This window comes from Streptomyces prunicolor (assembly GCF_045162825.1).
Taxonomy (GTDB): domain Bacteria; phylum Actinomycetota; class Actinomycetes; order Streptomycetales; family Streptomycetaceae; genus Streptomyces; species Streptomyces prunicolor.
The window spans coordinates 7,187,639-7,211,665 of sequence record NZ_CP108676.1; the positions used below are offsets into that span (position 1 = coordinate 7,187,639).

The following is a 24,027-nucleotide window of genomic DNA, read 5'->3' on the forward strand; positions in this document are numbered from 1 at the left end:
ACCGAACTTGAGTCCCCACAAACACGCGGTGGTCAGACGGTGATCAGTCGCCCTCGGTTCGCTCACGGGTGGCCAGCAGCCGCCGTAGCGAGTACAGCCGCTGCGGGTCCGCGTGACCGTCGGCCACCCACTGGTCCAGGGCGCAGTCCGGCTCGTCGTGGCTGCACGCGCGCGGGCAGTTCTCCGTGCCGGGCTCCAGGTCGGGGAAGGCCTTGATCACCCGGGACGGGTCCACGTGGTGCAGGCCGAAGGAACGGACGCCGGGGGTGTCGACGACCCAGCCCGAGTCGTCCGGCAGCGGGATCGCGCGCGCCGAGGTCGTGGTGTGCCGGCCGCGGCCGGTGACGGCGTTGACGATGCCGGTGCTGCGTCGGCGCTCCAGCGAGACCAGGGCGTTCACGAGGGTCGTCTTGCCGACACCGGAGTGGCCGACGAACGCGGTGATCTTGCCGTCGAGCTGCTTGCGGACCCGTTCCACCGCGGTGCCGTTCTCCAGCTCCTCGCGGCTCGTGACGACGTACGGGACGCCCAACGCGCCGTACATCTCCAGGAGTTGGTCGGGGGACGCCAGGTCCGACTTGGTGAGGACGAGGAGTGGGTCGAGGCCGCCGTCGTAGGCCGCTACCAGGCAGCGGTCGATCAGGCGGGGGCGTGGCTCGGGGTCGGCGAGGGCGGTGACGATGGCGAGCTGGTCGGCGTTGGCGACGACCACGCGCTCGTACGGGTCGTCGTCGTCGGCCGTGCGGCGCAGCACCGAGGTGCGCGGCTCGATGCGGATGATGCGGGCGAGGGTGTCCTTGTCACCGGACAGGTCGCCGATGATGCCGACGAGGTCGCCCACCACCGCCGCCTTCCGGCCCAGTTCACGGGCCTTGACGGCCATCACGACCCGGTCCTCGACCAGGCAGGTCAGGCGGCCCCGGTCGACGGTGAGGACCATGCCCTCGACCGCCTCCTCGTGCTTGGGGCGGATGTTGGTGCGCGGCCGGTTGCCCTTGCGGTTCGGGCGCTGGCGGATGTCGTCCTCGTCGGTGTTCTTGCCGTAGCGACGCATGGCGTGTGTCCCCTACGCCCCATCGCTCCCGAGCATTCCGGCCCACAGGTCGGGGAAGTCCGGAAGGGTCTTCGCGGTCGTCGCCACGTTCTCGATCTGCACGCCCTCGACCGCGAGGCCGATGATCGCGCCCGCGGTGGCCATGCGGTGGTCCTCGTAGGTGTGGAAGATCCCGCCGTGCAGGCGGCGCGGGCGGATGTGCAGACCGTCGGCGGTCTCGGTCACGTCACCGCCCAGCTCGTTGATCTCCTTGGTGAGCGCGGCGAGCCGGTCGGTCTCGTGCAGGCGCAGGTGGGAGACGCCCCGCAGGGTCGAGGGGGAGTCGGCGAGGGCGGCCACGGCCGCGATACCCGGGGTCAGTTCGCCGACCTCGCCCAGGTCCACGTCGATGCCGTGGATCGCACCCGAACCGGTGAACTCCAGCCCGTACTCGGTGAGTTCGCAGGAACCACCCATCTCGGTGAAGATCTCCCGCAGCCGGTCACCGGGCTGGGTGGTCCGGGCCGGCCAGTCCGGTACGACGACCTTGCCGCCGGCGACGAGGGCCGCCGCGAGGAAGGGCTGGGCGTTCGACAGATCCGGCTCCACGGTCAGGTCCCGGCCGAGCAGTGCGCCCGGGGTCACCCGCCAGACGTTGGGCTCGCCGCCCGACTCCGGGGTGTCCACCTGGGCGCCGACCGCGCGCAGCATGTCGACCGTCATCCGGATGTGCGGCATCGAGGGGAGGGAGGAGCCGGTGTGGCGGACCTCCACGCCCTGGTTGAAGCGGGGGCCGGAGAGGAGGAGGGCGCTCACGAACTGGGACGAGGACGAGGCGTCGATCTCCACCGGGCCGCCGTCCAGCGCGCCCCCGCCGTGCACGGTCAGGGGCAGCGCGCCCCGGCCGTCGTCGTCGATGCGGGCGCCGAGGACGCGGAGGGCGTCGATCACGCCGTGCAGGGGGCGTTCGTAGGAGCGCGGGTCGCCGTCGAAGCGGATGGGGCCGTTGGCCAGGGCGGCGACGGGGGGGAGGAAGCGCATCACGGTGCCGGCGTTGCCTACGTCGATCGTGGCCGGGCCGTGGAGGCCCGAGGGGATGACTCGCCAGAACTCGCCGGAGCCCGTTTCCGTGCCTACGCCCTCCTCGATGCCTACGCCCATCGCGCGGAGGGCGCCGGCCATCAGGAGGGTGTCTCGGGAGCGGAGGGGGCGGCGTAGCCAGCCCGGTTCGCTGGCGAGGGCGGCGAGGACGAGGGCGCGGTTGGTGACGGACTTGGACCCCGGGACGTGGACCGTCGCGTCGACGGCTCCGGCGGCGGTGGGGGCGGGCCAGAGGGCGGTTTGTGAGTCGTTCGGGGCCATGGCCCCACTGTATAAGTAGGCCGTCTGTCGAGTGCCGCGCCGTTGGGGCTGGTCGCGCAGTTCCCCGCGCCCCTGGACGCCTGCCCCTTCGGGGCGCGTCATAGCTCCAGTAGCCAGCGTCCTCCGCCTATCAGCGAGCACAGGGACACCAGGTGGAAGAGGAACAGCCATAGACCCGCTGGTACGTGGGTCAGTCGCGCCAACTGGTCCGCGTCCGAGTCGCCCGCGCCGCCCCTTGACCTCTTTGCCTGGAGCTCGAATGCGGGGCGTACGCCTCCCAGCAACAAGAACCACACCACCGCGTACGCGAAAGCCGCCTGCACCTGGGGGCCCGTCAGCCAGGACACGAGGAGGAAGGCTGCGCCGCTGAGGATGACCGTGAGGGCGCCGTAGGCGTTGCGGATCATGACCAGCATGGCTATCAGCAACAGGGTCGACAGCCACAGGAGGAGGGTGATGTGGCCGGCGCCCAGGAGGGCCGCGCCGCCCAGGCCCAGGAGTGGGGGAGCGGTGTAGCCGGCGGCTGCCGTGAGGATCATGCCGAGGCCGTGTGGCTTGCCTCGGCTGACCGTGAGGCCGCTGGTGTCGGAGTGGAGGCGGATGCCGGTGAGGGTGCGGCCGGTGAGCAGGGCCACCAGGCCGTGGCCGCCCTCGTGGGCGATGGTGATGGCGTTGCGGGAGAGGCGCCACAGGCCGTGCGGGACGACCACGGCCAGCGCGGCGACCATGGTGGCGATGACCACCCACAGATCGGGGTCGGGCTGACTGCCGAAGACCTCGTCCCAGAGGGCGCTGAACGAGGTGATTGCGGTGCTGTCCATTGGCGGCGGAGGCTCCCGTGGTGGTCGTCGAATCTGGCAGTCTGGCACGTATGTGCGGACGGTATGCAGCGAGTCGTGGGCCCGAGGATCTCGCAGGAGTCTTTGAGATCGAGAAGTGGGAGCCCGAGGAGGCTTTGGCCCCCGACTACAACGTGGCCCCGACCAAAGAGGTCTATGCAGTCCTCGACCGCCCACTTAAGGACGCGGACGCTGCATCCACCAGTTCCTCCGTCACGGGGAAGCCGGTTCGCCAGCTGCGCAAGCTCAAGTGGGGACTCGTACCGAGCTGGTCGAAGACCCCCGAGGGCGGGGCGCGGATGATCAACGCCCGCGCGGAGACCGTGCACGAGAAGCCGTCGTACCGTCGCGCCTTCTCCACCCGGCGCTGCATCATCCCCGCCGACGGCTACTACGAGTGGGTCACCGCCAAGGACGAGCGGGAGTTGGAGGTCGAGGGCAAGAAGAAGCGGCAGCGCAAACAGCCGTACTTCGTGCTGCCCGCCGACGGGTCGGTGTTCGCGATGGCAGGGCTGTACGAGTTCTGGCGGGACCGGACCCTGCCCGACGACCATCCGCTGGCCTGGTGGGTCACCTGCTCGGTGATCACGACCGAGGCGGAGACGACCCCGCTGGCGGTCCCGCCGGCCGAGGGGCCGCACGCGCTGGCCGACATCCATCCCCGGATGCCGCTGATGCTCACCCCGGACCGCTGGGACTCCTGGCTCGACCCCTCCCGCACCGACCCGGACGACCTGCGCGAGCTGCTCGACCCGCCGCCGGCCGGGCTGATGCGCGCGTATCCGGTGTCCACGGCCGTCAGCAATGTCCGCAACAACGGGCCGGAGCTGCTGAAGGAGCTGGAGGGGCCCGAGGAGGGCACACTCTTCTAGCGTGAGCGAGATCATTTCCAGCGAGACCATCGAGACCGACGCGGGGGCCGCCCGCGTCACCTGGCACCCGGCCAAGAAGGCGCGGCTCGTCCTCGCCGTCAGTCATGGCGCCGGTGGCGGTGTCGACGCCCGGGATCTGCAGGCCCTTGCCGCCGTGCTTCCCGGGCACGGGGTGAGCGTGGCCCTGGTCGAGCAGCCCTGGCGGGTCGCCGGGAAGAAAGTGGCGCCCGCGCCCAAGACGCTCGACATCGGCTGGCGGGGGATCTGGGCGGCCGTGGCCAAGCCGGGGCTGCCGGTGATCTCCGGGGGCCGTAGCGCGGGAGCCCGCGTGGCCTGTCGTACCGCTACGGAGTTGGGTGCCGCCGCTGTCCTCGCGCTCAGTTTCCCGCTGCATCCGCCGGGCAAGCCCGAGAAGTCACGGGCCGACGAACTGCTGGGCGCCGGGGTACCCACGCTCGTCGTGCAGGGCGGGAACGATCCCTTCGGGAAGCCGGCGGAGTTCCCCGAGGGGGACTTCGAGCTGGTCGAGGTGCCGTACGGCGATCATGGGTTCGCGGTGCCGAAGCGGGCGGAGATCGGGCAGGAGGCGGCCCTGGAGATCATCACGGGGCGCGTGGTGGAGTGGACTCGAACACTTGGGTAAAGGGCGGGAATGCCGGGACCCTTACCACTGTTGTGGCGGACATAGAGAGTCGTAGAAAGGAAGTCCGCCGCATGGGTTCGACCTTCTGCCCGGCCCGTAGCAGCCGCTCCGACCTGGACTGGTCGGTGCTGCACGCGACCAAGGCCACCCCTATTGGGGCGGCGGGCGGACCGGATCGTCGTCTATCCTCCGATTCTGGTGGCATCGGCTTCGATGCTGCCCGGAGTCTTGAGGAGGTGGGTCCGGTTCCCGGTACCGACGCAGGGACCGAACACGGCCAGGCGGAGCAGCCCGAGGGCCAGGGCACGAGCACGGAGTCCACGACGGAGCGCAGCGCGCGCTTCGAGCGGGACGCGCTCGAATTCCTCGACCAGATGTACTCGGCCGCGCTGCGCATGACGCGGAACCCGGCCGACGCCGAGGACCTGGTGCAGGAGACGTACGCGAAGGCGTACGCGTCCTTCCACCAGTTCCGCGAGGGCACCAACCTCAAGGCGTGGCTGTACCGGATTCTCACGAACACCTTCATCAACTCGTACCGCAAGAAGCAGCGTGAACCCCAGCGCTCCGCGGCCGAGGAGATCGAGGACTGGCAGCTCGCCCGTGCCGAGTCGCACATGTCGACGGGTCTGCGTTCCGCCGAGTCGCAGGCGCTCGACCACCTGCCCGACTCGGACGTGAAGGAAGCGCTCCAGGCGATCCCCGAGGAATTCCGCATCGCCGTCTATCTCGCGGACGTCGAGGGCTTTGCGTACAAGGAGATCGCGGACATCATGGGGACACCCATCGGTACGGTGATGTCCCGGCTGCACCGGGGCCGCCGTCAACTGCGCGGCATGCTCGAGGACTACGCGCGTGACCGCGGACTGGTCCCGGCCGGTGCCGGAGAGTCGAACGAAGCGAAAGGCTCGGGCTCATGAGCTGCGGAGAGCCGCACGAAACGGACTGCAGTGAGGTCCTCGACCATCTCTACGAGTTCCTCGACAGAGAGATGCCGGACGCGGACTGCACCAAGTTCGAGGTGCACTTCGAGGAGTGCTCGCCGTGCCTGGAGAAGTACGGCCTGGAGCAGGCCGTGAAGAAGCTCGTCAAGCGGTGCTGCGGTCAGGACGACGTGCCGTCGGACCTGCGCTCCAAGGTGATGGGACGCCTGGAGATGATCCGGTCCGGACAGGCCGTGCCCGAGCATGACGTGGCGGCCTCCCCGCAGGAGTCCTGACTCTCCGCAGGAGTCCTGAACGGACTGTCGTCACTCGAACGTGCTAATCCGCGGGTGATACGCCCGCGTCCCTCCCCCGACCGCCCTAGGCTCCTCGGCCTGGACAGGCATGGTCGGGGGAAGGGCAGCAGCCATGGAGGCGACACCGGCACGGGCACGTGCGTACGTCGTCTGTGCCGTCTCCGGCGCCCTCTGGTGTCTGCTTCCGCTGCCGACCGTCCACACACCCTGGTGGGCGGTCGCGCTGTTGGCCGCGCTCTACGCCGGCTGCGAGCAGGTCGCCCGGCGCCGGTTCGCGGGCACCTTCTACCCGGTGCTGCTCGCCGCGGCCTTCCTCCTCCCGCCACCCGCCGCCGCGCTCGTGCCGCTGCCGGGGGCGCTGTTCTCCCACGTCGAGCAGGGCTCGCCCTGGCTGCGGCGGAGCTGGCGGGCCGCGCAGCTCGCGCTGGGCGTGTGGGCGGCGGCACGTGTGCACTGGGCGCTGGGCGGGCGGAACGCCGTCGTCGCGTCCGACTTCCCGTACGCGCTGGTGCCCGCCCTGGCCGCCGTCCTCGCCTTCTGCCTGGTCCTCACCGTGCTCGACGGCGGGATCCTCGCGCTGGCCGAGCGGGTGCCCCTGCGCCGGGCCTGGCGCGGTCTGTTCCTACGGTCCCTGGCGCCCATCGGCGTGCACGGGCTCGCCGGGCTGATGATGGCCGTCCTGTGGCGCAGTCCCTACGGCCCCGTCGCCGCGCTGCTCGTGCTGTTGCCGATGGGGGTGTCCTGGTGGGTGTTCGCCCAGTACCACCAGGAGCGAGCCGCGCATCAGGCCACCATCCGCGCCCTCGTCCAGGCCGTCGACATCAAGGACGGGTACACCCGCGGGCACAGTGAGCGGGTCGGGCAGGCCTCGATGATGATCGCGCGGGAACTGGGCATGGACGACTCCCGGGTGGAAGTGCTCCGCTTCGCCGGGATCCTGCACGACGTCGGAAAGCTCGGCGTCCCTACGCGCTTGCTGCGCAAGGACGGGCCGTTGACTCCCGAGGAGCGGCGGGTGATCGAACTGCATCCCGAGTACGGGCACGAGATGGTGCGGGGCATCGGTTTCCTGGGCGAGGCCCGTGCGGCTGTCCTGCACCACCATGAGCGCTTGGACGGGAGCGGGTATCCGTACGGCCTGTTGGGGAGTCAGATCCCGGAGTCCGCGCGGGTGGTTGCCGTTGCCGATGCCTTCGACGCGATGACGTCGACTCGGTCCTACCGTCGCGCTCGGCCGGTGTCTGCTGCGCTGGAGGAGTTGTCGCGCTGTGCCGGTACGCAGTTCGACCCGTTGATGGTTCGGGCGTTGGTGCGGGCGCTTGGGCGGTGTGGGTGGCATCCGGCGGTGACCGCTGACGAGGTCCAGTCGTCCATTGCTTTCCCACCCAGCCCGACCGTTTCCAGTGGGATGAGGGGTTGACCACCCATGCCCTCACCTCGCCCCCCTCTCATCCTCACCCTCATCCACACCTCCGCCGCCCTCCTCGCCACCACCTCCCTTGCCCTCACCCTCTGGACCGGCCTCGAAGAGCCCTCCGTCGCCCTCGCCTTCGGACTCCTCGTAGCCGTAGGCGAGTTGAGCCGCTGGAACGGCACCACCGGCCTCCGCGAAACCGCCCCCCTCGGCGCCGCAGGCGCCCTCTCCTACGCTCTCCTCGGCGCCGACGCCGGCCACCCCACCCACCACGGCGTCTTCCAGACCGTCGCCGTGGTGGTCGGCGCCGCGCTCGTCGGCTGTGTGCCGCACATCGCGCGCGGCCACAGCCGTACCCCCGACCACATGGCACGCCGTATCCTGACCGTCGGTTTCGCGGCCGTCTGTTTCCAACCCCTGTACAACCAGGGCGTGTTCGGGCACTGGGGCGGTCCCGCCTACGCCCTGCTCCTCCTCGCGCTGCTCTCCCTCACCGCGCTCTGCGACGCCGTGCTCGCCGCCGCGCTCGCGCACTCGCGGACCCGGTGGCCGTTCGGGCCGCTGCTGCGGGACGAGTTGCGGGGGATGCTCGGGGTCGGGTCGGCGGTGTGTGCGACCGGCGCGGTGATGGCGCTCGCGGTCGCCGTCGTGGGGCTGTGGGCGCTGCCCGTGTTCTCGCTGCCGCTGCTGCTGACCCAGCTGTCCTTCCGGCGGTACGCGGCCGTACGGGACACCTACCGCCAGACCATCGCCTCCCTCGCCCGGTCCACCGAGATCGCCGGTTACACGCCTGCCGGGCACGCCCGCCGGGTCGCCGCGCTCTGTCAGGCGGTCGGGCGGGACCTGGGGCTGTCCGAACCCGACCTCACCGTCCTGGAGTACGCAGCACTGATGCACGACATCGGCCAGCTCAGCCTCGTCGACCCGGTACCGGCCGGCGCCACCGCCGTACTCCCGCCGGAGGAGCAGCGGCGGATAGCGCTGCTCGGCGGGGCCGTCGTACGGCAGACCGGGGTGAGTCCTCAGGTGGCGGCCGTCGTGGAGCGGCAGGCCGACCCGTGCCGGGAGCAGCCGGTGTCCGCGCGGATCGTCCGGGCCGTGAACGCGTACGAGGAGAAAACCCGGGCAGGCGGCCCCGGCGGGCCTCTCCAGGCGCTGGAGGAGCTGCGCCTGGGGACCGCCGGGGACTACGCTCCCGAGGTCGTGGAAGCACTGGCCCGGGTACTGTCCCGGGACTGTCTGACCTTGCCTTCGGCTGGGTAACCCATGGGTAATGAGCGCCCTCCCAGCCGTACGTGGTTGGATGCGAAGAAGAGGGTGTCCGGGGGCACAGCCAGCCCAACGAACGGAACTGGCAGGCGGGAATCGTGAGGATCTTCGGCAAGGGACGGCATCGGCCCTCCGCCTCTTGGCGGCAGGCCACAGACCGCGCGTTCACGCTGATCGGCGACGGTCGGTACGAGGACGCGGGCGCGCTGCTGACGCGGGCCGCCGATCTGGAGCCCTGGCTGTCCGAGTCCTGGTTCAATCTCGCCCTTCTCCACAAGTTCCGGCACGACTGGGAGCAGGCGCGGGCGGCCGGGTTGCGGGCCGTCGCGCTGCTCGACCGGGAGGCCGGCGCGCCTGACTGGTGGAACGTGGGTATCGCGGCCACCGCGCTCCAGGACTGGCCGCTGGCGCGGCGGGCCTGGCAGGCGTACGGGCTGCGGGTGCCGGGTGGGGTCACCGGGGCGGGTGAGCCGGCGGGCATGGATCTCGGCAGCGCCGCCGTACGGCTGTCTCCCGAGGGGGAGGCCGAGGTGGTGTGGGGGCGGCGACTGGATCCCGCGCGGATCGAGGTGCTGTCCATTCCGCTTCCCTCGTCCGGGCGGCGGTGGGGTGAGGTCGTGCTCCACGACGGGGTGCCGCACGGGGAGCGGACCACGGCGGCCGGGCACTCGTACCCCGTGTTCGACGAGATCGAGTTGTGGGCGCCGTCTCCTGTGCCTACGTGGGTCGTGCTGCTTGAGGCTGCTGCCGAGGCTGATCGGGATGCGCTGGAGCAGTTGGCGGCGGATGCGGGGTTCGCGGCGGAGGACTGGTCGTCTTCCGTGCGGTTGTTGTGCCGGATGTGTTCTGAGTCCCGGATGCCTTCCGATGAGGGTGATGGGGAGCATCTTGATCCGCATGATCACAGTGAGCCGGGGCATCCTGGGCCGCTGGGGCATCGGACGGATGGGCAGTTGTGGGTGCCGGAGCGGGAGTGTGGGCTTGCGGCCCCCGCGTCGCTTGTTCGGGGGTTGTTGGACGGGTGGGTTGCCGATAGCCCCGACTCTCGGGACTGGCGGGACTTGGAAGAGGTCTGCTGAGGTCGGTGGTCGGGTGCGGGTCCGTTGTGGCTGGTCGCGCAGTTCCCCGCGCCCCTAAAAGACAGGGCGCGCTCGCGCGGCGGAGCCGCACATCAGGACAGTCCCGCGCTCCTTAAAAGACCGGGGTCGTGCCCGCATTGACACAGCCCCGCGGCCCCTTGGAAGACGGGGCGCTGTCGGTGGCCACCCGCAGGTGAGCTCAGCCCCGTGTCTCCTGAAGAACTCCACGTACCCTGTATCAGCAACTTCTCCCCCCTCTTGGCTTTAGGAAGGCGTTCGTCGGCATGGCGCAGCAGGACACCGATCAGCAGCACGTGGGCGTGCTCCCCGTGGATGACGAGGGGTTTGTCGTCGACACCGAGGGGACCGAGGAGCGTGAGGCGGCCTGGCGGGAGCGGGGGAGTTCGCGGGCCATCACGGTCGTCGGGAATCCGGTGCTGCACAAGGAGTGCAAGGACGTCACCGACTTCGGCGCGGAGCTTCAGACGCTGGTGGCGGACATGTTCGCCTCGCAGCGCACTGCCGAGGGCGTCGGTCTCGCCGCCAACCAGGTCGGCGTGGACCTGAAGGTCTTCGTCTACGACTGCATGGACGACGAGGGCAAACGGCACGTCGGTGTCGTCTGCAATCCCAAGCTCGTCGATCTGCCCGCCGACAAGCGGCATCTGGACGAGAGCAACGAGGGGTGCCTGTCGGTGCCCACCGCGTATGCGCCGCTCGCACGCCCGGACTACGCCGAGGTGACCGGGCAGGACGAGCGGGGCAACCCGATCAAGGTCCGCGGCACCGGGTACTTCGCACGGTGTTTGCAGCACGAGACCGATCACCTCTACGGCTACCTCTACATCGACCGGCTCTCCAAGCGCGACCGCAAGGACGCGCTGCGGCAGATGGCCGAGAACGAGCCCCGTTATCCCGTGGTCGCCAACGACTGATCCGGCCGACCCCAGCGGTCGACACATCTCCCTTACGTACGGCGTCTGTTCAGGTGCAACTCCCTGACCAGGCGCCGTTCGTCTGTCCCTCGTACATTCGATCGTTTTCGCTCGTGTAGTGATCCAGAATCGGTCACACAAGGGGGGATTCTCGGCACTTGGGGGTAGTGAAGGGAGCAAATCCGTTCCCAGAACGGTCAGTTGTGGTGCTGAATAGGAAGTGCGGGGATACGCAACGGCGCACGCCCGGCACAGCGGGAGGGGCGTGCGCAACTGGCGGCTGAGAGGGGTTTGTTCGTGCCTGCTTTCTCACACAGCACCACATCGGCAACGGCAACGGTAACGACGGCGATCGCGGTTCCACCGTCGCTCTCTCTCCCGGTGATCGAGACGGCGTTTCCCCGGCAACTGCATCCGTATTGGCCGAGGCTCCAGGAGAAGACACGTGTCTGGCTGCTGGAAAAGCGCCTCATGTCGGGGGACAAGGTCAGGGAATATGCCGACGGTCTTTGCTACACGGACCTGATGGCCGGGTATTACCTGGGCGCACCGGACGAGGTGCTCCAGGCGATAGCGGACTACAGCGCGTGGTTCTTCGTCTGGGACGACCGCCACGACCGGGACATCGTGCACCAACGCCCCGACGCCTGGCGGCGGTTGAGGTTCCGGTTGCACGCGGCACTGGAATCACCACGGCACCATCTGCTCCACCCGGACCCGCTGGTCGCCGGGTTCGCCGACAGCGTGATGCGGATCTACTCGTTCCTGCCCGACACCTGGAACGCGCGGTTCGCCCGGCACTTCCACGCGGTCATCGAGGCCTACGACCGTGAATTCCGCAACCGCACCGAGGGGACCGTCCCCACGGTCGAGGAATACCTCGCACTGCGCCGGCTCACCTTCGCGCACTGGATCTGGACCGATCTGCTGGAGGCGAGCGCGGGACTCGAACTCCCGGACTCCGTAAGGAAACACCCGGGATATCGGCGGGCGGCACTGCTCAGCCAGGAATTCGCCGCCTGGTACAACGACCTCTGCTCGCTGCCCAAAGAACTCGCGGGCGACGAGGTCCACAATCTCGGAATCAGCCTCATCGCACACGAGGGGCTGACTCTTGAGGAGACGGTCGCCGAAGTGAGGCGCCGGGTCGAGGAATGCATCGCCGAATTCCTCGTCGCGGAACAGGACACCTTACGGCTCGCCGACCGGCTCGACGACGGCACCGTGCGCGGAATGGAATTGAGTGCCGCGGTACGGACCTGCCTCGGCAATATGCGGAACTGGTTCAGCACCGTCTACTGGTTCCACCACGAGTCCGGCCGTTACATGGTCGACAGCTGGGACGACCGGTCCACACCCCCGTACGTCAACAACGAAGCGGCAGGTGAGAAATGACCGTCGAGTCTGTGCGGCCCGCGGCATCCGAGGTGCCGGAGCTGCTCGAACCGCCCGTCGCGGGCGGCCGGGTCCCGCTTCTCGGCCACGGCTGGAAGCTGGTCCGCGACCCGCTGGCCTTCATGGCCCAACTCCGCGACCACGGCGACGTGGTCCGGCTGAAGCTCGGCCCCAAGACGGTCTACGCCGTCACCGCGCCCGCCCTCACCGGCGCCCTGGCGCTGAACCCCGAGTTCATCATCGCGGGCCCGCTGTGGGAGTCCCTGGAGGGACTGCTCGGCAAGGAGGGCGTGGCCACCGCCAACGGGTCCCTGCACCGGCGCCAACGGCGCATCATCCAGCCCGCGTTCCGGCTCGACGTGATCCCCGGCTACGGGCCGATCATGGAGGAGGAGGCGCACGCGCTCACCGAGCGGTGGAAGTCCGGCGGGACGATCGACTGCACCTCCGAGTCCTTCCGGGTCGCCGTGCGGATCGCGGCCCGCTGTCTGCTGCGCGGCGACTTCATGGACGAGCGCGCCGAGCGGCTGTGTGTCGCGCTCGCCACCGTCTTCCGGGGCATGTACCGGCGGATGGTGGTACCGGCCGGACCGCTCTACCGGCTGCCCCTTCCGGCCAACCGCCAATTCAACCGGGCATTGGCCGATTTGCATCTCCTGGTCGACGAGATCGTCGCCGAGCGGCGCGAATCCGGTCAAAAGCCGGACGATTTGCTGACCGCATTGCTGGAGGCGACGGACGACAATGGCGACCCGATCGGGGAACAGGAGATCCACGACCAGGTCGTCGCCATCCTCACCCCCGGAAGCGAGACAATCGCGTCCACGATCATGTCGCTGCTCCAGGTCCTCGCCGAACACCCGGAACACGCCGACAAGGTACGCGAAGAGGTTGAATCCGTAACGGGCGGCCGCCCGGTGGCATTCGACGACGTCCGCAAGCTCACGTACACGAACAATGTCGTCGTCGAGACGCTGCGGCTGCTTCCCGCCGTATGGATATTGACGCGGCGGGCGGTCGCCGACACCGAACTGGGCGGCTATCGGATTCCGGCCGGGGCCGACATCATCTACAGCCCCTACGCCATCCAGCGCGACCCGCGTTCGTATGACCGAAACGAGGACTTCGACCCCGACCGCTGGCTTCCGGAACGGTCCAAGGACGTACCGAAGTTCGCCATGAGCCCGTTCAGCAACGGCAACCGGAAGTGTCCCAGCGACCACTTCTCGATGGCCCTGCTGAGCCTGCTCACGGCGGCGGTGGCGACGAGGTACCGCTTCGAGCAGGTGTCCGGCTCGAACGACGCCACCCGCATCGGCATCACCCTCCACCCGCACGGGCTGCTGCTCAGGGCCCTGCCGAGGTGAGGTGAGGGGCGTACGTTCAGGCGGCTTCCGGGCCCCTGAACGTGCGCCGGTAGGCGTTCGGGGTGGTGCCCAGCGCCCGGACGAACTGGTGGCGCAGGGCGGGTGCGGTGCCGAAGCCGGCCCGCCAGGCGATCGCGTCCATCGTCTCGTCCGTCCCCTCCAGCAACTGCTGGGCCAGCAGCACCCGTTGACGCAGGATCCAGCGGTACGGCGTGGTCCCGGTCTCCTGCTGGAAGCGGCGGGCGAAGGTGCGCGGCGACATGTGGGCACGGGCGGCGAGCTGTTCGACGGTGACCTCCTGGTCGAGGTGCTCCGCCATCCACACCAGCACCTCGCCCACCGTGTCGCACTGCGAGCGCGGCAACGGCCGCTCGATGTACTGGGCCTGGCCGCCGTCGCGGTGCGGCGGTACGACCATCCGCCGCGCGATGGCGTTGGCGACCTCAGGGCCCTGCTCCTTGCGCACGATGTGCAGACAGGCGTCGATGCCGGCCGCGGTGCCGGCGGAGGTGATCACCGGGTCCTCGTCGACGTACAGCACATCCGGTTCCACGACGACCTTCGGATACCGCTGGGCGAGCAGCTCCGCGTGATGCCAGTGCACCGCGCACCGCCGCCCGTCCAGCAGCCCGGCCGCGGCCAGCACGAACACGCCCGAACAGACGCTGAGCACCCGGGCACCCCGGTCCACGGCCCGCCGCAGGGCGTCGAGGAGTTCCTCCGGGTACTCCCGGGCCGTGTAGGTCGCACCGGCCGGTACGGCGATGAGGTCCGCGCTCTCCAGGCGCTCCAGGCCGTGGTCGACGGTCAGGGAGAAGCCCGCGTGGGTGGTGAGCGTCGGCCCCTCGGCCGAGGTGACCGCGAAGTCGTAGACCGGCAGCCCCTCGTCGCTGCGGTCGAGGCCGAACACCTCGCAGACGACGCCGAGTTCGAAGGGGGCGACTCCGTCGAGCAGGACTACGGCCACGTTTTTCAGCATGGAGCCAGTGTGCCCCCGGATTGGCAGTAAATCGAGGGTGTGCGGCAGTCCTGCCACTCACGGTAAGGAGTCAAAAGGACGAGACTCATGTCCATGAACGCAGCCGTGGACAACCTCATCGCCCTTCTCGCTGTCGCCGCCGCCCTCGTGGCCGTGGCCTTCCCGTCGCTGCTCGGTATCGCGCACGACCGGCGCATCGACCGTCAGATCAGGACCGCCCACCGGATGATCACTTCGACACCACGACGGTGACCGACCATTCCTGAATGCCCTTGCACGAGATCTTGTGCGCGGCGGTGGCACACAGCGGCCGGGACGACGTGAGCTTCACGGTCCCGGCCGAGACCGCCTCGTACGCGTTGCTCGCGTCGCCGGGCCGGATCAGGATCCCGCTGTTGGTGGCCTTCAGGCCACTGCCCACCGTCTTGACCGGCGCCCAGGGGCGGGTGGTCGTCCCGTCCAGCAGGATGCGGACGGTGTTGCCGGTCGTCACGCAGAACGTGCCGTTCGTGTCGGTGGCGGCGAGTGTCTCCTTCGCCGTACAGGCCGACCGGCTCTTGCTCGGTGTGGGGGAGGACGACGGCGACACACTGCCGCTGCCGGTGTCGGACTTCGTGCCGCCGCAGCCTGTGAGGGCGAGTGCCAGGGTGGCGACGGCGAGGGACGGACCGAGAATCGATCGACGCATGGGGGGCCTCCTTTGCCTTTTGACGTGTCTCGGCCGTATCCGGATCCCCCGTGAACTGTGAAGTATTCGTGGACATGACAGAGCCCCGACCGCTGCGAGACGGCCGGGGCTCAGCTCATGAGGAGGTCAGCCGGTCGTGACGGCGGTGTCGTCGACGACGAAGCTGGTCTGGAGCGAGGAGTCCTCGACTCCGCTGAACTTCAGGGTGACGGTGGTGCCGGCGAAGGCCGACAGGCTGAAGGACTTCGCGACGTACCCGGTGGCCGCGTTGAGGTTGGAGTAGGTGGCCAGGGTGGTCGATCCGGCGGTGACCGTCAGCTTGTCGTAAGCCGTGCTGGTGCTGGTCTCCGCCGTGTCGACGTGCAGGTAGAAGGTGAACGTCGTGCCCGTGCAGCCGGACGGGATCGTCACCGACTGGGACAGCGTGTCGGTGTGGGTCGAGCCGTAGCCGTCGAGCCAGGCCTTGTACGAACCGGCATGGGCCGCCTCGCCGGTGTCGTTGGTGATGACCCCGCTGCTCGCGGTCCAGGTCGTGTTGCCCGACTCGAAGCCCGCGTTGCCCAGGAGCTGGGACGAGGTGCAGCTGCCGCCGCCGGAGGTGCTGACCGTCCAGGTGAAGGAGGCCGAGCCGGAGGCGCCGGTGGAGTCGGTCGCGGTCACCGTGACGGCGTAGGTGCCGGCGGTGGACGCGGTGCCGGAGATCAGCCCGGTCGAGCTGCTGATCGACAGGCCGGTCGGCAGCCCGCTCGCGCTGTAGGTGAGGGTCGCGCTCACGCTGTCGGAGGCCGAGATCTGCAGGCTGGCCGTGGAGCCGGTCACCGTGGACTGGCTGCCCGGGTTGGTGACGGTCACCGTGTTGCCCGTGGTGGTGCCGGAGGTGAAGGCGGCGGTGCCGTCCGGGGTGCCCCAGCCGGTCGGGCCGTCGTAGCCGGTGCCCGCGGTGCAGAAGTAACTCGTCGAGCAGGTGCCGTTGTTGCCGCTCGTGACGTCGTACAGGTTGCTGGTGTGGGAGTAGGGGTACTTCGCCGGGTAGTCGCTGGAGCCCGGAGTGCCGGCCAGCGCGTAGACGCCCGCGATGATCGGGGACGAGGCGCTGGTGCCGCCGTAGACCGCCCAGCCGGAGCCGCCGTAGGTGTCGTAGACGGCCACGCCGGTGGCGGGGTCGGCGACGGCGGAGACGTCGGCCTCCATGCGCTTGGTGCAGCCCGTGTCGGTCTGCCAGGTCGGCTTCGCGTCGTAGGCGGAGCAGCCGGAGCCGCCGCCCTCGGTGCTGCTGGTCTTCCACACGGACTCGGTCCAGCCGCGCGTGTTGGACGACGTCGACAGCGCGGTGCCGCCGACTGCCGTCACGTACTGGGACGTTGCCGGGTACTCGGCGCCGTAGGCCTCGTCACCGGAGGAGACGGTGATCGCGACGCCCGGGTGCTTGAAGTACGAGGTGTCCTCGGAGGTCTGCGAGGAGGCCTCGTCGCCGCCCCAGCTGTTGGAGACGAACTTCGCGCCCAGGGTGACGGCCTCGTTCTCGGCGGTGCCGAGGTTGGCGTCGGTGGCCGAAGTGGCCTCCACCAGGATGATGTTGCAGTTCGGGCAGACCGCGCTGACCATGTCGATGTCGAGCGCTTCCTCGCCCGCCCAGCCGGTGTCGTTCGTCGGCAGGGAGGTGGTCGAGCCGGTCTGGCTGACCTGCTTGAAGCAGCCGCTGGCCTTGGTGCAGGCGGAGAGGCCGAAGTTCGAGCGGTAAGTGGCCAGGTCCGACTCGGCGTTGGGGTCGTTGTACGCGTCGACCACCGCGACCGTCAGGCCGGAGCCGCCGGTCGAGGGCAGCGCGTACGCGCTGTGCAGGTTGGCCGGGCTCAGCCCGGAGACCGCGGCTGCGGCGTCCGCGTGCACGGCGGCGGCCAGTTGCTGCTTGATGTCGGTGCGCCGCTGCGCGAAGCAGGATGCCGAACCGGGGGCCGCGGCGGCACACAGATGCTCGGTCGGCACCTTCTGCCCGGCCTTGCCGGTCGAGTGGACGGCCTGGGCCGCGGGGGAGGTCAGGGCCTTGGAGTTCTGGGTGACCTTGGAGACCTGGGCGGACTGGACGGCCGCCTGGGGGGCGGGCTGCGCGTCGGCGGGGGAGGCCGCCACGAGCCCGAAGACGCTGAGGGTGAGGGCGGGTATGGCGGCGGTCAGCAGTCTTCGCAGACTCCGTCGGGGCTTTTCACGCATGGGGGTACTGCCTCCATCGTGGGAGTGGGGTTCCTCGGCGTGGTGGCAGGCCTGTGACGCGCGTAGCGGCGGCAGATGGCATCGTCATGGGCATGACACTTTGAGCGTCCTGTGGGGCCATTGGTGAATGACATGAACAGGACGGGTGGAACGTAGCCGGGGCGACGAGACCGCGAACAGACGCACCCCATGAACTTTGCCGCTCCATAGAAACTCCATGGACGGCCCATGGAAGCTCCATGGGCCGTCCGCGAAGTAAGAGGCAGATAAAGGGCGACCGGGGTCGGCCGCGTGGGGCTAGAAGTCCTCGTCGAGGTCGACCGTGCCCTCCACGGCGACCTGGTACGCCGACGGGCGGCGCTCGAAGAAGTTCGTCAGCTCCTGCACGCCCTGCAACTCCATGAAGGAGAAGGGGTTTTCGGAGCCGTAGACCGGCGCGAAGCCCAGTCGCTGGAGGCGCTGGTCCGCGACGCACTCCAGGTACTGGCGCATCGAGTCGGTGTTCATGCCCGGCAGACCCTCACCGCACAGGTCGCGCCCGAACTGCAGCTCCGCCTCGACGGCTTCGCGCAGCATGTCGGTCACCTCCTGCTGGAGCCGGTCGTCGAACAGCTCCGGCTCCTCCTTGCGGACGGTGTCGACCACCTCGAAGGCGAAGCTCATGTGCATGGTCTCGTCGCGGAACACCCAGTTGGTGCCGGTGGCGAGGCCGTGCAGGAGACCTCGGCTGCGGAACCAGTAGACGTACGCGAACGCGCCGTAGAAGAACAGGCCCTCGATGCACGCGGCGAAGCAGATCAGGTTGAGGAGGAAGCGGCGGCGGTCGGCCTGGGTCTGGAGGCTGTCCAGCTTCTCGACCTCGTTGATCCACTTGAAGCAGAACTCGGCCTTCTCGCGGATGGAGGGGATGTTCTCCACCGCGTCGAAGGCGGCCGCCCTGTCCTCCGGGTCGGGGAGGTAGGTGTCCAGGAGGGTCAGATAGAACTGGACGTGGACCGCTTCCTCGAAGAGCTGACGGCTCAAGTACAGCCGCGCCTCGGGGGAGTTGATGTGCTTGTACAGCGTCAGCACGAGGTTGTTCGCCACGATCGAGTCGCCCGTCGCGAAGAACGCGACCAGCCGGCCGATCATGTGCTGCTCACCCGGTGTCAGCTTCGCGAGGTCGGCGACGTCCGAGTGGAGGTCGACCTCCTCGACGGTCCAGGTGTTCTTGATCGCGTCCCGGTAGCGCTCGTAGAAGTCCGGGTAGCGCATGGGGCGGAGGGTCAGCTCGAAGCCCGGGTCGAGGAGGTTCTTTTCGGTGGAGCTCATTACTGGCAGGCCTCGCAGGACTCGGGGTTCTCAAGGGAGCAGGCGACCGCGTCTTCGTCGGGGGTCAACTGCTGTACGGGGATGGGGGTTTGCGTTTGGGCCTGGGCGGCGCGGGCGATGCGGGTGGCCGGGCGGGAGCGCAGGTAGTACGTCGTCTTCAGGCCCTGCTTCCAGGCGTACGCGTACATCGAGGAGAGCTTGCCGATCGTCGGCGTCTCCAGGAACAGGTTCAGGGACTGGGACTGGTCCAGGTACGGGGTGCGGGCGGCGGCCATGTCGATCAGGCCGCGCTGCGGGATCTCCCAGGCCGTGCGGTACAGGGCGCGCACGTCTTCCGGGATCCAACTGAAGGCCTGCACCGAGCCGTTGGCCTCGCGCAGCGCCTCGCGGGTGCGGGCGTCCCACACGCCGAGCTGCTTCAACTCGTCGACCAGGTAGGAGTTGACCTGGAGGAACTCGCCGGAGAGCGTCTCGCGCTTGAAGAGGTTGGAGACCTGCGGCTCGATGCACTCGTAGACGCCGGCGATCGAGGCGATGGTGGCCGTGGGGGCGATCGCCAGCAACAGGCTGTTGCGCATGCCGGTTTGGGCGATACGTTCCCGCAGTGCCGACCAGCGCTCCGGCCAGGTCGGTTCCACGTCGTAGTGGTCGGGGTGCAGGACGCCGCGAGCGGTGCGGGTCTTCTCCCAGGCGGGCAACGGGCCGTTGCGCTCGGCGAGGTCGGCGGATGCCTCGTACGAGGCGAGCATGATGCGCTCGGAGATACGGGTGGAAAGGGCCTTGGCCTGCGGGGAGTCGAAGGGGACGCGGAGTTTGAAGAAGACGTCCTGGAGGCCCATCGCGCCCAGGCCGACCGGGCGCCAGCGGGCGTTGGAACGGCCCGCCTGCTCGGTCGGGTAGAAGTTGATGTCGACCACGCGGTCCAGGAAGGTGACGGCCGTGCGGACCGTCTCGTCCAGCCGCTCCCAGTCGATGTCTCCGTTCGCCTGGTCGACGAACGCGCCCAGGTTCACGGAACCCAGGTTGCAGACCGCGGTCTCGCCGTCGTCCGTGACCTCCAGGATCTCCGTGCAGAGGTTCGAGGAGTGGACGGTGTGGCCCGGCTCGGCCGTCTGGTTGGCGGTGCGGTTGGCCGCGTCCTTGAAGGTCATCCAGCCGTTGCCGGTCTGCGCGAGGGTGCGCATCATGCGGCCGTAGAGGTCGCGGGCCGGGATGGTCTTCCTGGCCAGCCCCTGCGCCTCGGCCTTGCGGTACGCGGCGTCGAACTCGTCGCCCCACAGGTCGACCAGCTCGGGCACGTCGGCGGGGGAGAAGAGCGACCAGTCGCCGTTCTCGTTCACCCGGCGCATGAACTCGTCCGGGATCCAGTGCGCCAGGTTCAGGTTGTGCGTACGGCGGGCGTCCTCACCGGTGTTGTCCCGCAGCTCCAGGAACTCCTCGATGTCGGAGTGCCAGGTCTCCAGGTACACCGCGGCCGCGCCCTTGCGCCGGCCGCCCTGGTTCACCGCGGCGACCGAGGCGTCCAGCGTCTTCAGGAACGGGACGATGCCGTTCGAGTGGCCGTTCGTGCCGCGGATCAGTGAACCCCGGCTGCGGATACGGGAGTACGACAGTCCGATGCCGCCTGCGTGCTTCGAGAGGCGGGCGACCTGGTGGTAGCGGTCGTAGATGGAGTCCAGCTCGTCCAGCGGGGAGTCGAGGAGGTAGCAGGACGACATCTGGGGGTGCCGGGTGCCGGAGTTGAAGAGCGTGGGGGAGGAGGGGAGGTAGTCGAGGCGGCTCATCAGGCGGTAGAGCGCGGCTACTTCGTCCAGGGCGCGGGTGCTGTCGTCCTCCGCGAGACCGGCGGCCACACGCAGCATGAAGTGCTGGGGCGTCTCGATGACCTTGCGGGTGATCGGGTGGCGGAGCAGGTAACGGCTGTACAGGGTGCGCAGCCCGAAGTAGCCGAAGCGGTCGTCGGCCTCCGTGTCGATCAGCGCGTCCAGGCGGGCCGCGTGCAGCGTCGCGAACTCGGCGGTGCGGTCCGCGATGAGGCCCTCGCGGTGGCCCACGGCGACGGACTCGGTGAACGTCGTGACGCCCTGGGAGGCGGCCTCGGCGGCGATGCTGATCGTCAGCAGCCGGGCGGCGAGGCGGGAGTAGACGGGGTCCTCGGAGATGAGGCCGGCGGCCGCCTCCGTGGCCAGTTCGCGCAGTTCCGCCACGTCCGCGTGCGCGGACCGGCCGCGCAACGTGGCGGCGGCGACCCGGCCGGGGTCGGCGTCGGGGAGATCGGCGGTCAGCTCGGTCAGGGTCCGCAGGATCGCGGTACCGGGGCCGTCGGCTCCGGGAACGGTCGCTCCGGGAACGGCCGTACCAGGAACGTCGGTTCCGGTCGCGGTCGCTACGGTCGCCTCGTTCACCTGGGTCGCTGATGCCGGCTCTGCTGGCGCGATGGTCACGGTGGGGCTCTCCCTCGCTCGGCACGGGGCCTCGCCGAGGGCAGGCGGCAGTACACGAGCGCACGGGGCGTCGCGTCCACCGGCCCACTCCACGAGGCCCGGACGTCATGCGCCTGGCCGGGTGGCCGGACGCGAGCTGTCGGCAGGTCCTCGGACTGGCCATGCGTGCATATGCACGTAAGTACACCGTTGCGGGACAGTTCCGGATTCGCACCGGATTCCCCTGCGGCGACAGCGAGCATGAGCATACATCTTGTGCCGGGCTGTCGTAGCAACCCCAGATGTTGTGTCGCGGCGGTTTCAGAGCGTCAGTTGATAGGTGAGCAGAGTGAGATCGTCCAGGTGTGGCACGGGATTCCAGTCCCGGTCGGGTGTGCGGACGAAACCCAGGCGTTCGTAGATGCGGTGGGCCGCGTGCATCGAGCTCTGGGTCGACAGGACCACGGCCGTGCAGCCTTCGGTGGCTCGGGCGCGGTCGAGGCAGGCGCGGACCAGGGCCTCGCCGGCGCCTCGGCCTCGGGCGGTGCGGGTGATTGCCAGTGCGCGGATTTCTGCTTCGCCGGGGCGGGCGATGTCGGCGACGGGGCCGGGGCCTTGGACGAAGGTGACTCCGCCGAGGAGGTGGTCACCCTCTACGGCGACGAGGACCTCGGCGGCTGCGGCTCGGCCTGCTACGTCCTTCAGCACGGGGAGGTACGGGTCGGTCTCGCCGTAGTCGAGGAGGCCGTCGTCGAGGTAGGCGTGGGCTGTGAGGGTGCCGAGGTCTTCGTATTCGGTGGGGATTGCTCGGCGGATGAGGATGTCCATGTAGGTGAGTGTGTACGAACAGCGGGCCGCCGAGGGGGGTGCTCTCGGTGGCCCGCTGCGGGTTCGTCGTGGCTGGTCGCGCAGTTCCCCGCGCCCCTTAGGTGGGGATGCTCACCCGGCGCTAATGGGTTGCCCCTGCTGTTGCCGGAGGTAGTTCCACCTCTACGCCCGGGTCGCCTGCGTCTGCCGTGTAGTCCCCCGGAGCTGTCTCGTCCACGCCCTCCGGGGCCTTGAACGCCTTCAACGCGAACGTGAGGACCACGGTCACCACGACGTTCAGGACGAACGCCGTCAGGCCGATGTAGCCGATCTCGCCGATGCCGGGGATCTCCTTGGACGAGCCGCCGAAGTGGTCCTGGGTCGGGGAGGCGACCCCGTACGCCGCGAGGGTGCCGTAGATCATGCCGACCGCCCAGCCGGTGAGGAGGGCCCAGCGGTGGGGCCAGCGGGTGAAGAGGCCGCCTACCAGGGACGGGAAGGTCTGGAGGATCCAGATGCCGCCCAGGAGCTGGAAGTTGATGGCTACCGTCTTGTCCATCGTCAGGACGAAGGCCAGGGCGCCGACCTTCACCAGGAGCGAGACGATCTTGGAGACCTTGGTCTCCTGGGCCGGGGTCGCGTCCGGCTTGATGAAGTCCTTGTAGATGTTGCGGGTGAAGAGGTTCGCCGCCGCGATGGACATGATCGCCGCGGGGACCAGGGCGCCGATGCCGATCGCGGCGAAGGCCACGCCCGCGAACCAGTCAGGGAACATGTTCTCGAAGAGCTGTGGGATCGCCAACTGGCCGTTGGTTACCTTGACTCCGGCCGCGATCGCCATGAAGCCGAGCAGTGCGAGCAGGCCCAGCATCAGTGAATACAGGGGCAGGATCGTGGTGTTGCGGCGGATCACGTTGCGGCTCTTCGAGGAGAGCGTGGCCGTGATCGAGTGGGGGTACATGAACAGGGCCAGTGCCGAGCCCAACGCCAGTGTGGCGTACGTCCATTGGCCCGCCGGGGCCGGTACGAGTCCGCCCGCTCCCGCCGCCTTGAACTTGGCGCCCGCCGCGCTGAAGATGTCGTCGAAGCCGCCGAGCTTGATCGGGATGTAGATGATCGCCACCGTGATGACGATGTAGATCAGGCCGTCCTTCACGAACGCGATCAGCGCGGGGGCGCGGAGGCCGGAGGAGTAGGTGTATGCCGCCAGCACCGCGAACGCGATCAGCAGCGGCAGGTCCTTCACGAACCAGTTGGAACTCGCGCTGCCGCCCACCCCCATGACGTCCAACACGGCCTGGATGCCGACCAGTTGGAGCGCGATGTACGGCATCGTCGCGAGGATGCCGGTGACCGCCACCGCCAGGGACAGGCCCTTCGAGCCGAAGCGGCCGCGCACGAAGTCGGACGTCGTCACGTATCCGTGCTTGTGCGACACCGACCAGAGGCGGGGCAGGAACGTGAAGATGAGGGGGTACACGAGGATCGTGTAGGGCACCGCGAAGAAGCCGGCCGCGCCCGCCGCGTAGACCGCCGCCGGGACCGCGACGAACGTATACGCCGTGTAGAGGTCGCCGCCGAGCAGGAACCAGGTGACCCAGGTGCCGAACGACCGTCCGCCCAGGCCCCATTCGTCGAGGCTCTGCTCGTTGTCGGCCCGGCGCCAGCGGGCGGCCAGGAAGCCCAGGACCGTGACGGCCAGGAAGAAGAAGATGAAGACGCCGAGGGCGACGCCGTTCACGCCGTCGTTCACCGGTTACCTCCATGGCGGGCCCGCTGGTCGCGCTGCCACAGTTTGTAGGCGGTCATCGTCAGCGCCGTCGAGATCAGCACCCACAGCATCTGGTACCAGTAGAAGAACGGGATGCCGATGAACGCGGGGTCCGTCTTGGCGTAGGAGCCGACCCAGAGGAGCGCGACGAAGGGCGCGAACAGGCAGACGGCGATGACGACGCGTGTCGGTGTCACCACCGGTGCTGCCGCTTCGGGCGGGACTTCCGGTACATCTGACATATCGCGGCTCCGTCACCTTCGATGATCGCCTGTGTAATGCGCAGGCAATCTAGGTCACGGCATCGCGCGAGCGGAAGACCTCGTCCGTATATCGGCATGTCGATTCCGTGAAGACGTGACATCGGTGTCAGGGACAGGCCGGAACAG

The 24,027-nt window shown here is 69.1% G+C and carries 22 protein-coding genes and 1 riboswitch; of the genes, 11 read left to right on the forward strand and 11 right to left on the reverse strand.

The genetic code is table 11. The features are described 5' to 3' along the window. Window positions 1-43 precede the first annotated feature (43 nt). The 3 genes from rsgA to OG588_RS33215 form a co-directional block, all read right to left on the reverse strand. Complete coding sequence (gene rsgA, locus OG588_RS33205; protein WP_405950462.1) at window positions 44-1,054, reverse strand: ribosome small subunit-dependent GTPase A; 1,011 nt, start codon at window positions 1,052-1,054, stop codon at window positions 44-46. Between the two features lie 12 nt (window positions 1,055-1,066). Continuing rightward, window positions 1,067-2,395 carry a 3-phosphoshikimate 1-carboxyvinyltransferase gene (gene aroA / locus OG588_RS33210; RefSeq protein WP_405950463.1) on the reverse strand — a complete coding sequence of 443 codons (1,329 nt, stop codon included), beginning with the start codon at window positions 2,393-2,395 and terminating at the stop codon, window positions 1,067-1,069. A 98-nt stretch (window positions 2,396-2,493) separates the two neighbouring features. Continuing rightward, window positions 2,494-3,216, reverse strand: coding sequence for a M50 family metallopeptidase (locus OG588_RS33215; protein WP_266861988.1), 723 nt, complete (start codon window positions 3,214-3,216; stop codon window positions 2,494-2,496). A gap of 50 nt (window positions 3,217-3,266) precedes the next feature. Between OG588_RS33215 and OG588_RS33220 the strand changes: the two genes are divergently transcribed. From OG588_RS33220 to OG588_RS33265, 10 genes are all read left to right on the forward strand, one after another. Continuing rightward, a complete protein-coding gene (locus OG588_RS33220; protein WP_405950464.1) occupies window positions 3,267-4,106 on the forward strand; it encodes an SOS response-associated peptidase in 840 nt (279 codons plus the stop codon). 10 nt (window positions 4,107-4,116) lie between these two features. Then, entirely contained in the window at window positions 4,117-4,749 is a 633-nt protein-coding gene (locus OG588_RS33225) for an alpha/beta family hydrolase (protein WP_405953272.1), read from the forward strand. A 236-nt stretch (window positions 4,750-4,985) separates the two neighbouring features. Beyond that, complete coding sequence (gene sigR, locus OG588_RS33230) at window positions 4,986-5,669, forward strand: RNA polymerase sigma factor SigR (protein ID WP_019058309.1); 684 nt, start codon at window positions 4,986-4,988, stop codon at window positions 5,667-5,669. Beyond that, window positions 5,666-5,968 carry a mycothiol system anti-sigma-R factor gene (rsrA, locus tag OG588_RS33235; RefSeq protein ID WP_019058308.1) on the forward strand — a complete coding sequence of 101 codons (303 nt, stop codon included), beginning with the start codon at window positions 5,666-5,668 and terminating at the stop codon, window positions 5,966-5,968. Before sigR ends, rsrA begins: the two co-directional genes overlap by 4 nt. A 133-nt stretch (window positions 5,969-6,101) precedes the next feature. Continuing rightward, window positions 6,102-7,409: an HD-GYP domain-containing protein gene (locus tag OG588_RS33240; RefSeq protein WP_405950465.1), complete on the forward strand. Its 1,308-nt coding sequence runs from the start codon at window positions 6,102-6,104 to the stop codon at window positions 7,407-7,409. A 6-nt stretch (window positions 7,410-7,415) separates the two neighbouring features. Next, window positions 7,416-8,666, forward strand: a complete 1,251-nt coding sequence (locus tag OG588_RS33245; protein ID WP_405950466.1) for an HD-GYP domain-containing protein — start codon at window positions 7,416-7,418, stop codon at window positions 8,664-8,666. Window positions 8,667-8,770: 104 nt separating this feature from the next. Then, the gene (locus OG588_RS33250; protein WP_033282065.1) at window positions 8,771-9,751 is read left to right on the forward strand and encodes a tetratricopeptide repeat domain-containing protein; all 981 of its coding nucleotides are present in this window, start codon (window positions 8,771-8,773) and stop codon (window positions 9,749-9,751) included. 284 nt (window positions 9,752-10,035) lie between these two features. Continuing rightward, window positions 10,036-10,686 carry a peptide deformylase gene (gene def, locus OG588_RS33255; RefSeq protein ID WP_405950467.1) on the forward strand — a complete coding sequence of 217 codons (651 nt, stop codon included), beginning with the start codon at window positions 10,036-10,038 and terminating at the stop codon, window positions 10,684-10,686. Between the two features lie 297 nt (window positions 10,687-10,983). Beyond that, the gene (gene cyc1 / locus OG588_RS33260; RefSeq protein ID WP_405950468.1) at window positions 10,984-12,081 is read left to right on the forward strand and encodes an epi-isozizaene synthase; all 1,098 of its coding nucleotides are present in this window, start codon (window positions 10,984-10,986) and stop codon (window positions 12,079-12,081) included. After that, window positions 12,078-13,448 (forward strand): cytochrome P450, encoded by a 1,371-nt coding sequence (locus OG588_RS33265; RefSeq protein ID WP_405950469.1) that lies wholly within the window; start codon window positions 12,078-12,080, stop codon window positions 13,446-13,448. Before cyc1 ends, OG588_RS33265 begins: the two co-directional genes overlap by 4 nt. A 16-nt stretch (window positions 13,449-13,464) precedes the next feature. On the opposite strand, the gene OG588_RS33270 is transcribed toward OG588_RS33265, so the two are convergent. Further along, entirely contained in the window at window positions 13,465-14,427 is a 963-nt protein-coding gene (locus OG588_RS33270) for a helix-turn-helix domain-containing protein (RefSeq protein WP_366095675.1), read from the reverse strand. 87 nt (window positions 14,428-14,514) lie between these two features. On the opposite strand from OG588_RS33270, the gene OG588_RS33275 reads away from it, so the two are divergent. Beyond that, window positions 14,515-14,679: a hypothetical protein gene (locus OG588_RS33275; protein ID WP_019058300.1), complete on the forward strand. Its 165-nt coding sequence runs from the start codon at window positions 14,515-14,517 to the stop codon at window positions 14,677-14,679. Here the strand turns inward: OG588_RS33275 and OG588_RS33280 are convergent. The 7 genes from OG588_RS33280 to OG588_RS33310 all read right to left on the reverse strand — a co-directional run bounded on the left by OG588_RS33280 (window position 14,657) and on the right by OG588_RS33310 (window position 23,880). Beyond that, window positions 14,657-15,115 (reverse strand): hypothetical protein, encoded by a 459-nt coding sequence (locus OG588_RS33280; RefSeq protein WP_019058299.1) that lies wholly within the window; start codon window positions 15,113-15,115, stop codon window positions 14,657-14,659. The two genes, OG588_RS33275 and OG588_RS33280, sit on opposite strands and share 23 nt — an antisense overlap. Before the next feature lie 126 nt (window positions 15,116-15,241). Continuing rightward, window positions 15,242-17,326 (reverse strand): putative Ig domain-containing protein, encoded by a 2,085-nt coding sequence (locus OG588_RS33285; RefSeq protein WP_405950470.1) that lies wholly within the window; start codon window positions 17,324-17,326, stop codon window positions 15,242-15,244. A gap of 297 nt (window positions 17,327-17,623) precedes the next feature. Then, the gene (locus OG588_RS33290; RefSeq protein ID WP_405950471.1) at window positions 17,624-18,637 is read right to left on the reverse strand and encodes a ribonucleotide-diphosphate reductase subunit beta; all 1,014 of its coding nucleotides are present in this window, start codon (window positions 18,635-18,637) and stop codon (window positions 17,624-17,626) included. Beyond that, complete coding sequence (locus OG588_RS33295; RefSeq protein WP_405950472.1) at window positions 18,637-21,081, reverse strand: ribonucleoside-diphosphate reductase subunit alpha; 2,445 nt, start codon at window positions 21,079-21,081, stop codon at window positions 18,637-18,639. The genes OG588_RS33290 and OG588_RS33295 overlap by 1 nt, the downstream gene beginning before the upstream one ends. A 123-nt stretch (window positions 21,082-21,204) precedes the next feature. Then, window positions 21,205-21,359: riboswitch (cobalamin riboswitch) on the reverse strand. Between the two features lie 22 nt (window positions 21,360-21,381). After that, entirely contained in the window at window positions 21,382-21,888 is a 507-nt protein-coding gene (locus OG588_RS33300) for a GNAT family N-acetyltransferase (protein WP_405950473.1), read from the reverse strand. A gap of 121 nt (window positions 21,889-22,009) precedes the next feature. Beyond that, the gene (mctP, locus tag OG588_RS33305) at window positions 22,010-23,620 is read right to left on the reverse strand and encodes a monocarboxylate uptake permease MctP (RefSeq protein WP_405950474.1); all 1,611 of its coding nucleotides are present in this window, start codon (window positions 23,618-23,620) and stop codon (window positions 22,010-22,012) included. Continuing rightward, a complete protein-coding gene (locus tag OG588_RS33310) occupies window positions 23,617-23,880 on the reverse strand; it encodes a DUF3311 domain-containing protein (RefSeq protein WP_405950475.1) in 264 nt (87 codons plus the stop codon). Before OG588_RS33310 ends, mctP begins: the two co-directional genes overlap by 4 nt. Window positions 23,881-24,027 lie beyond the last annotated feature (147 nt).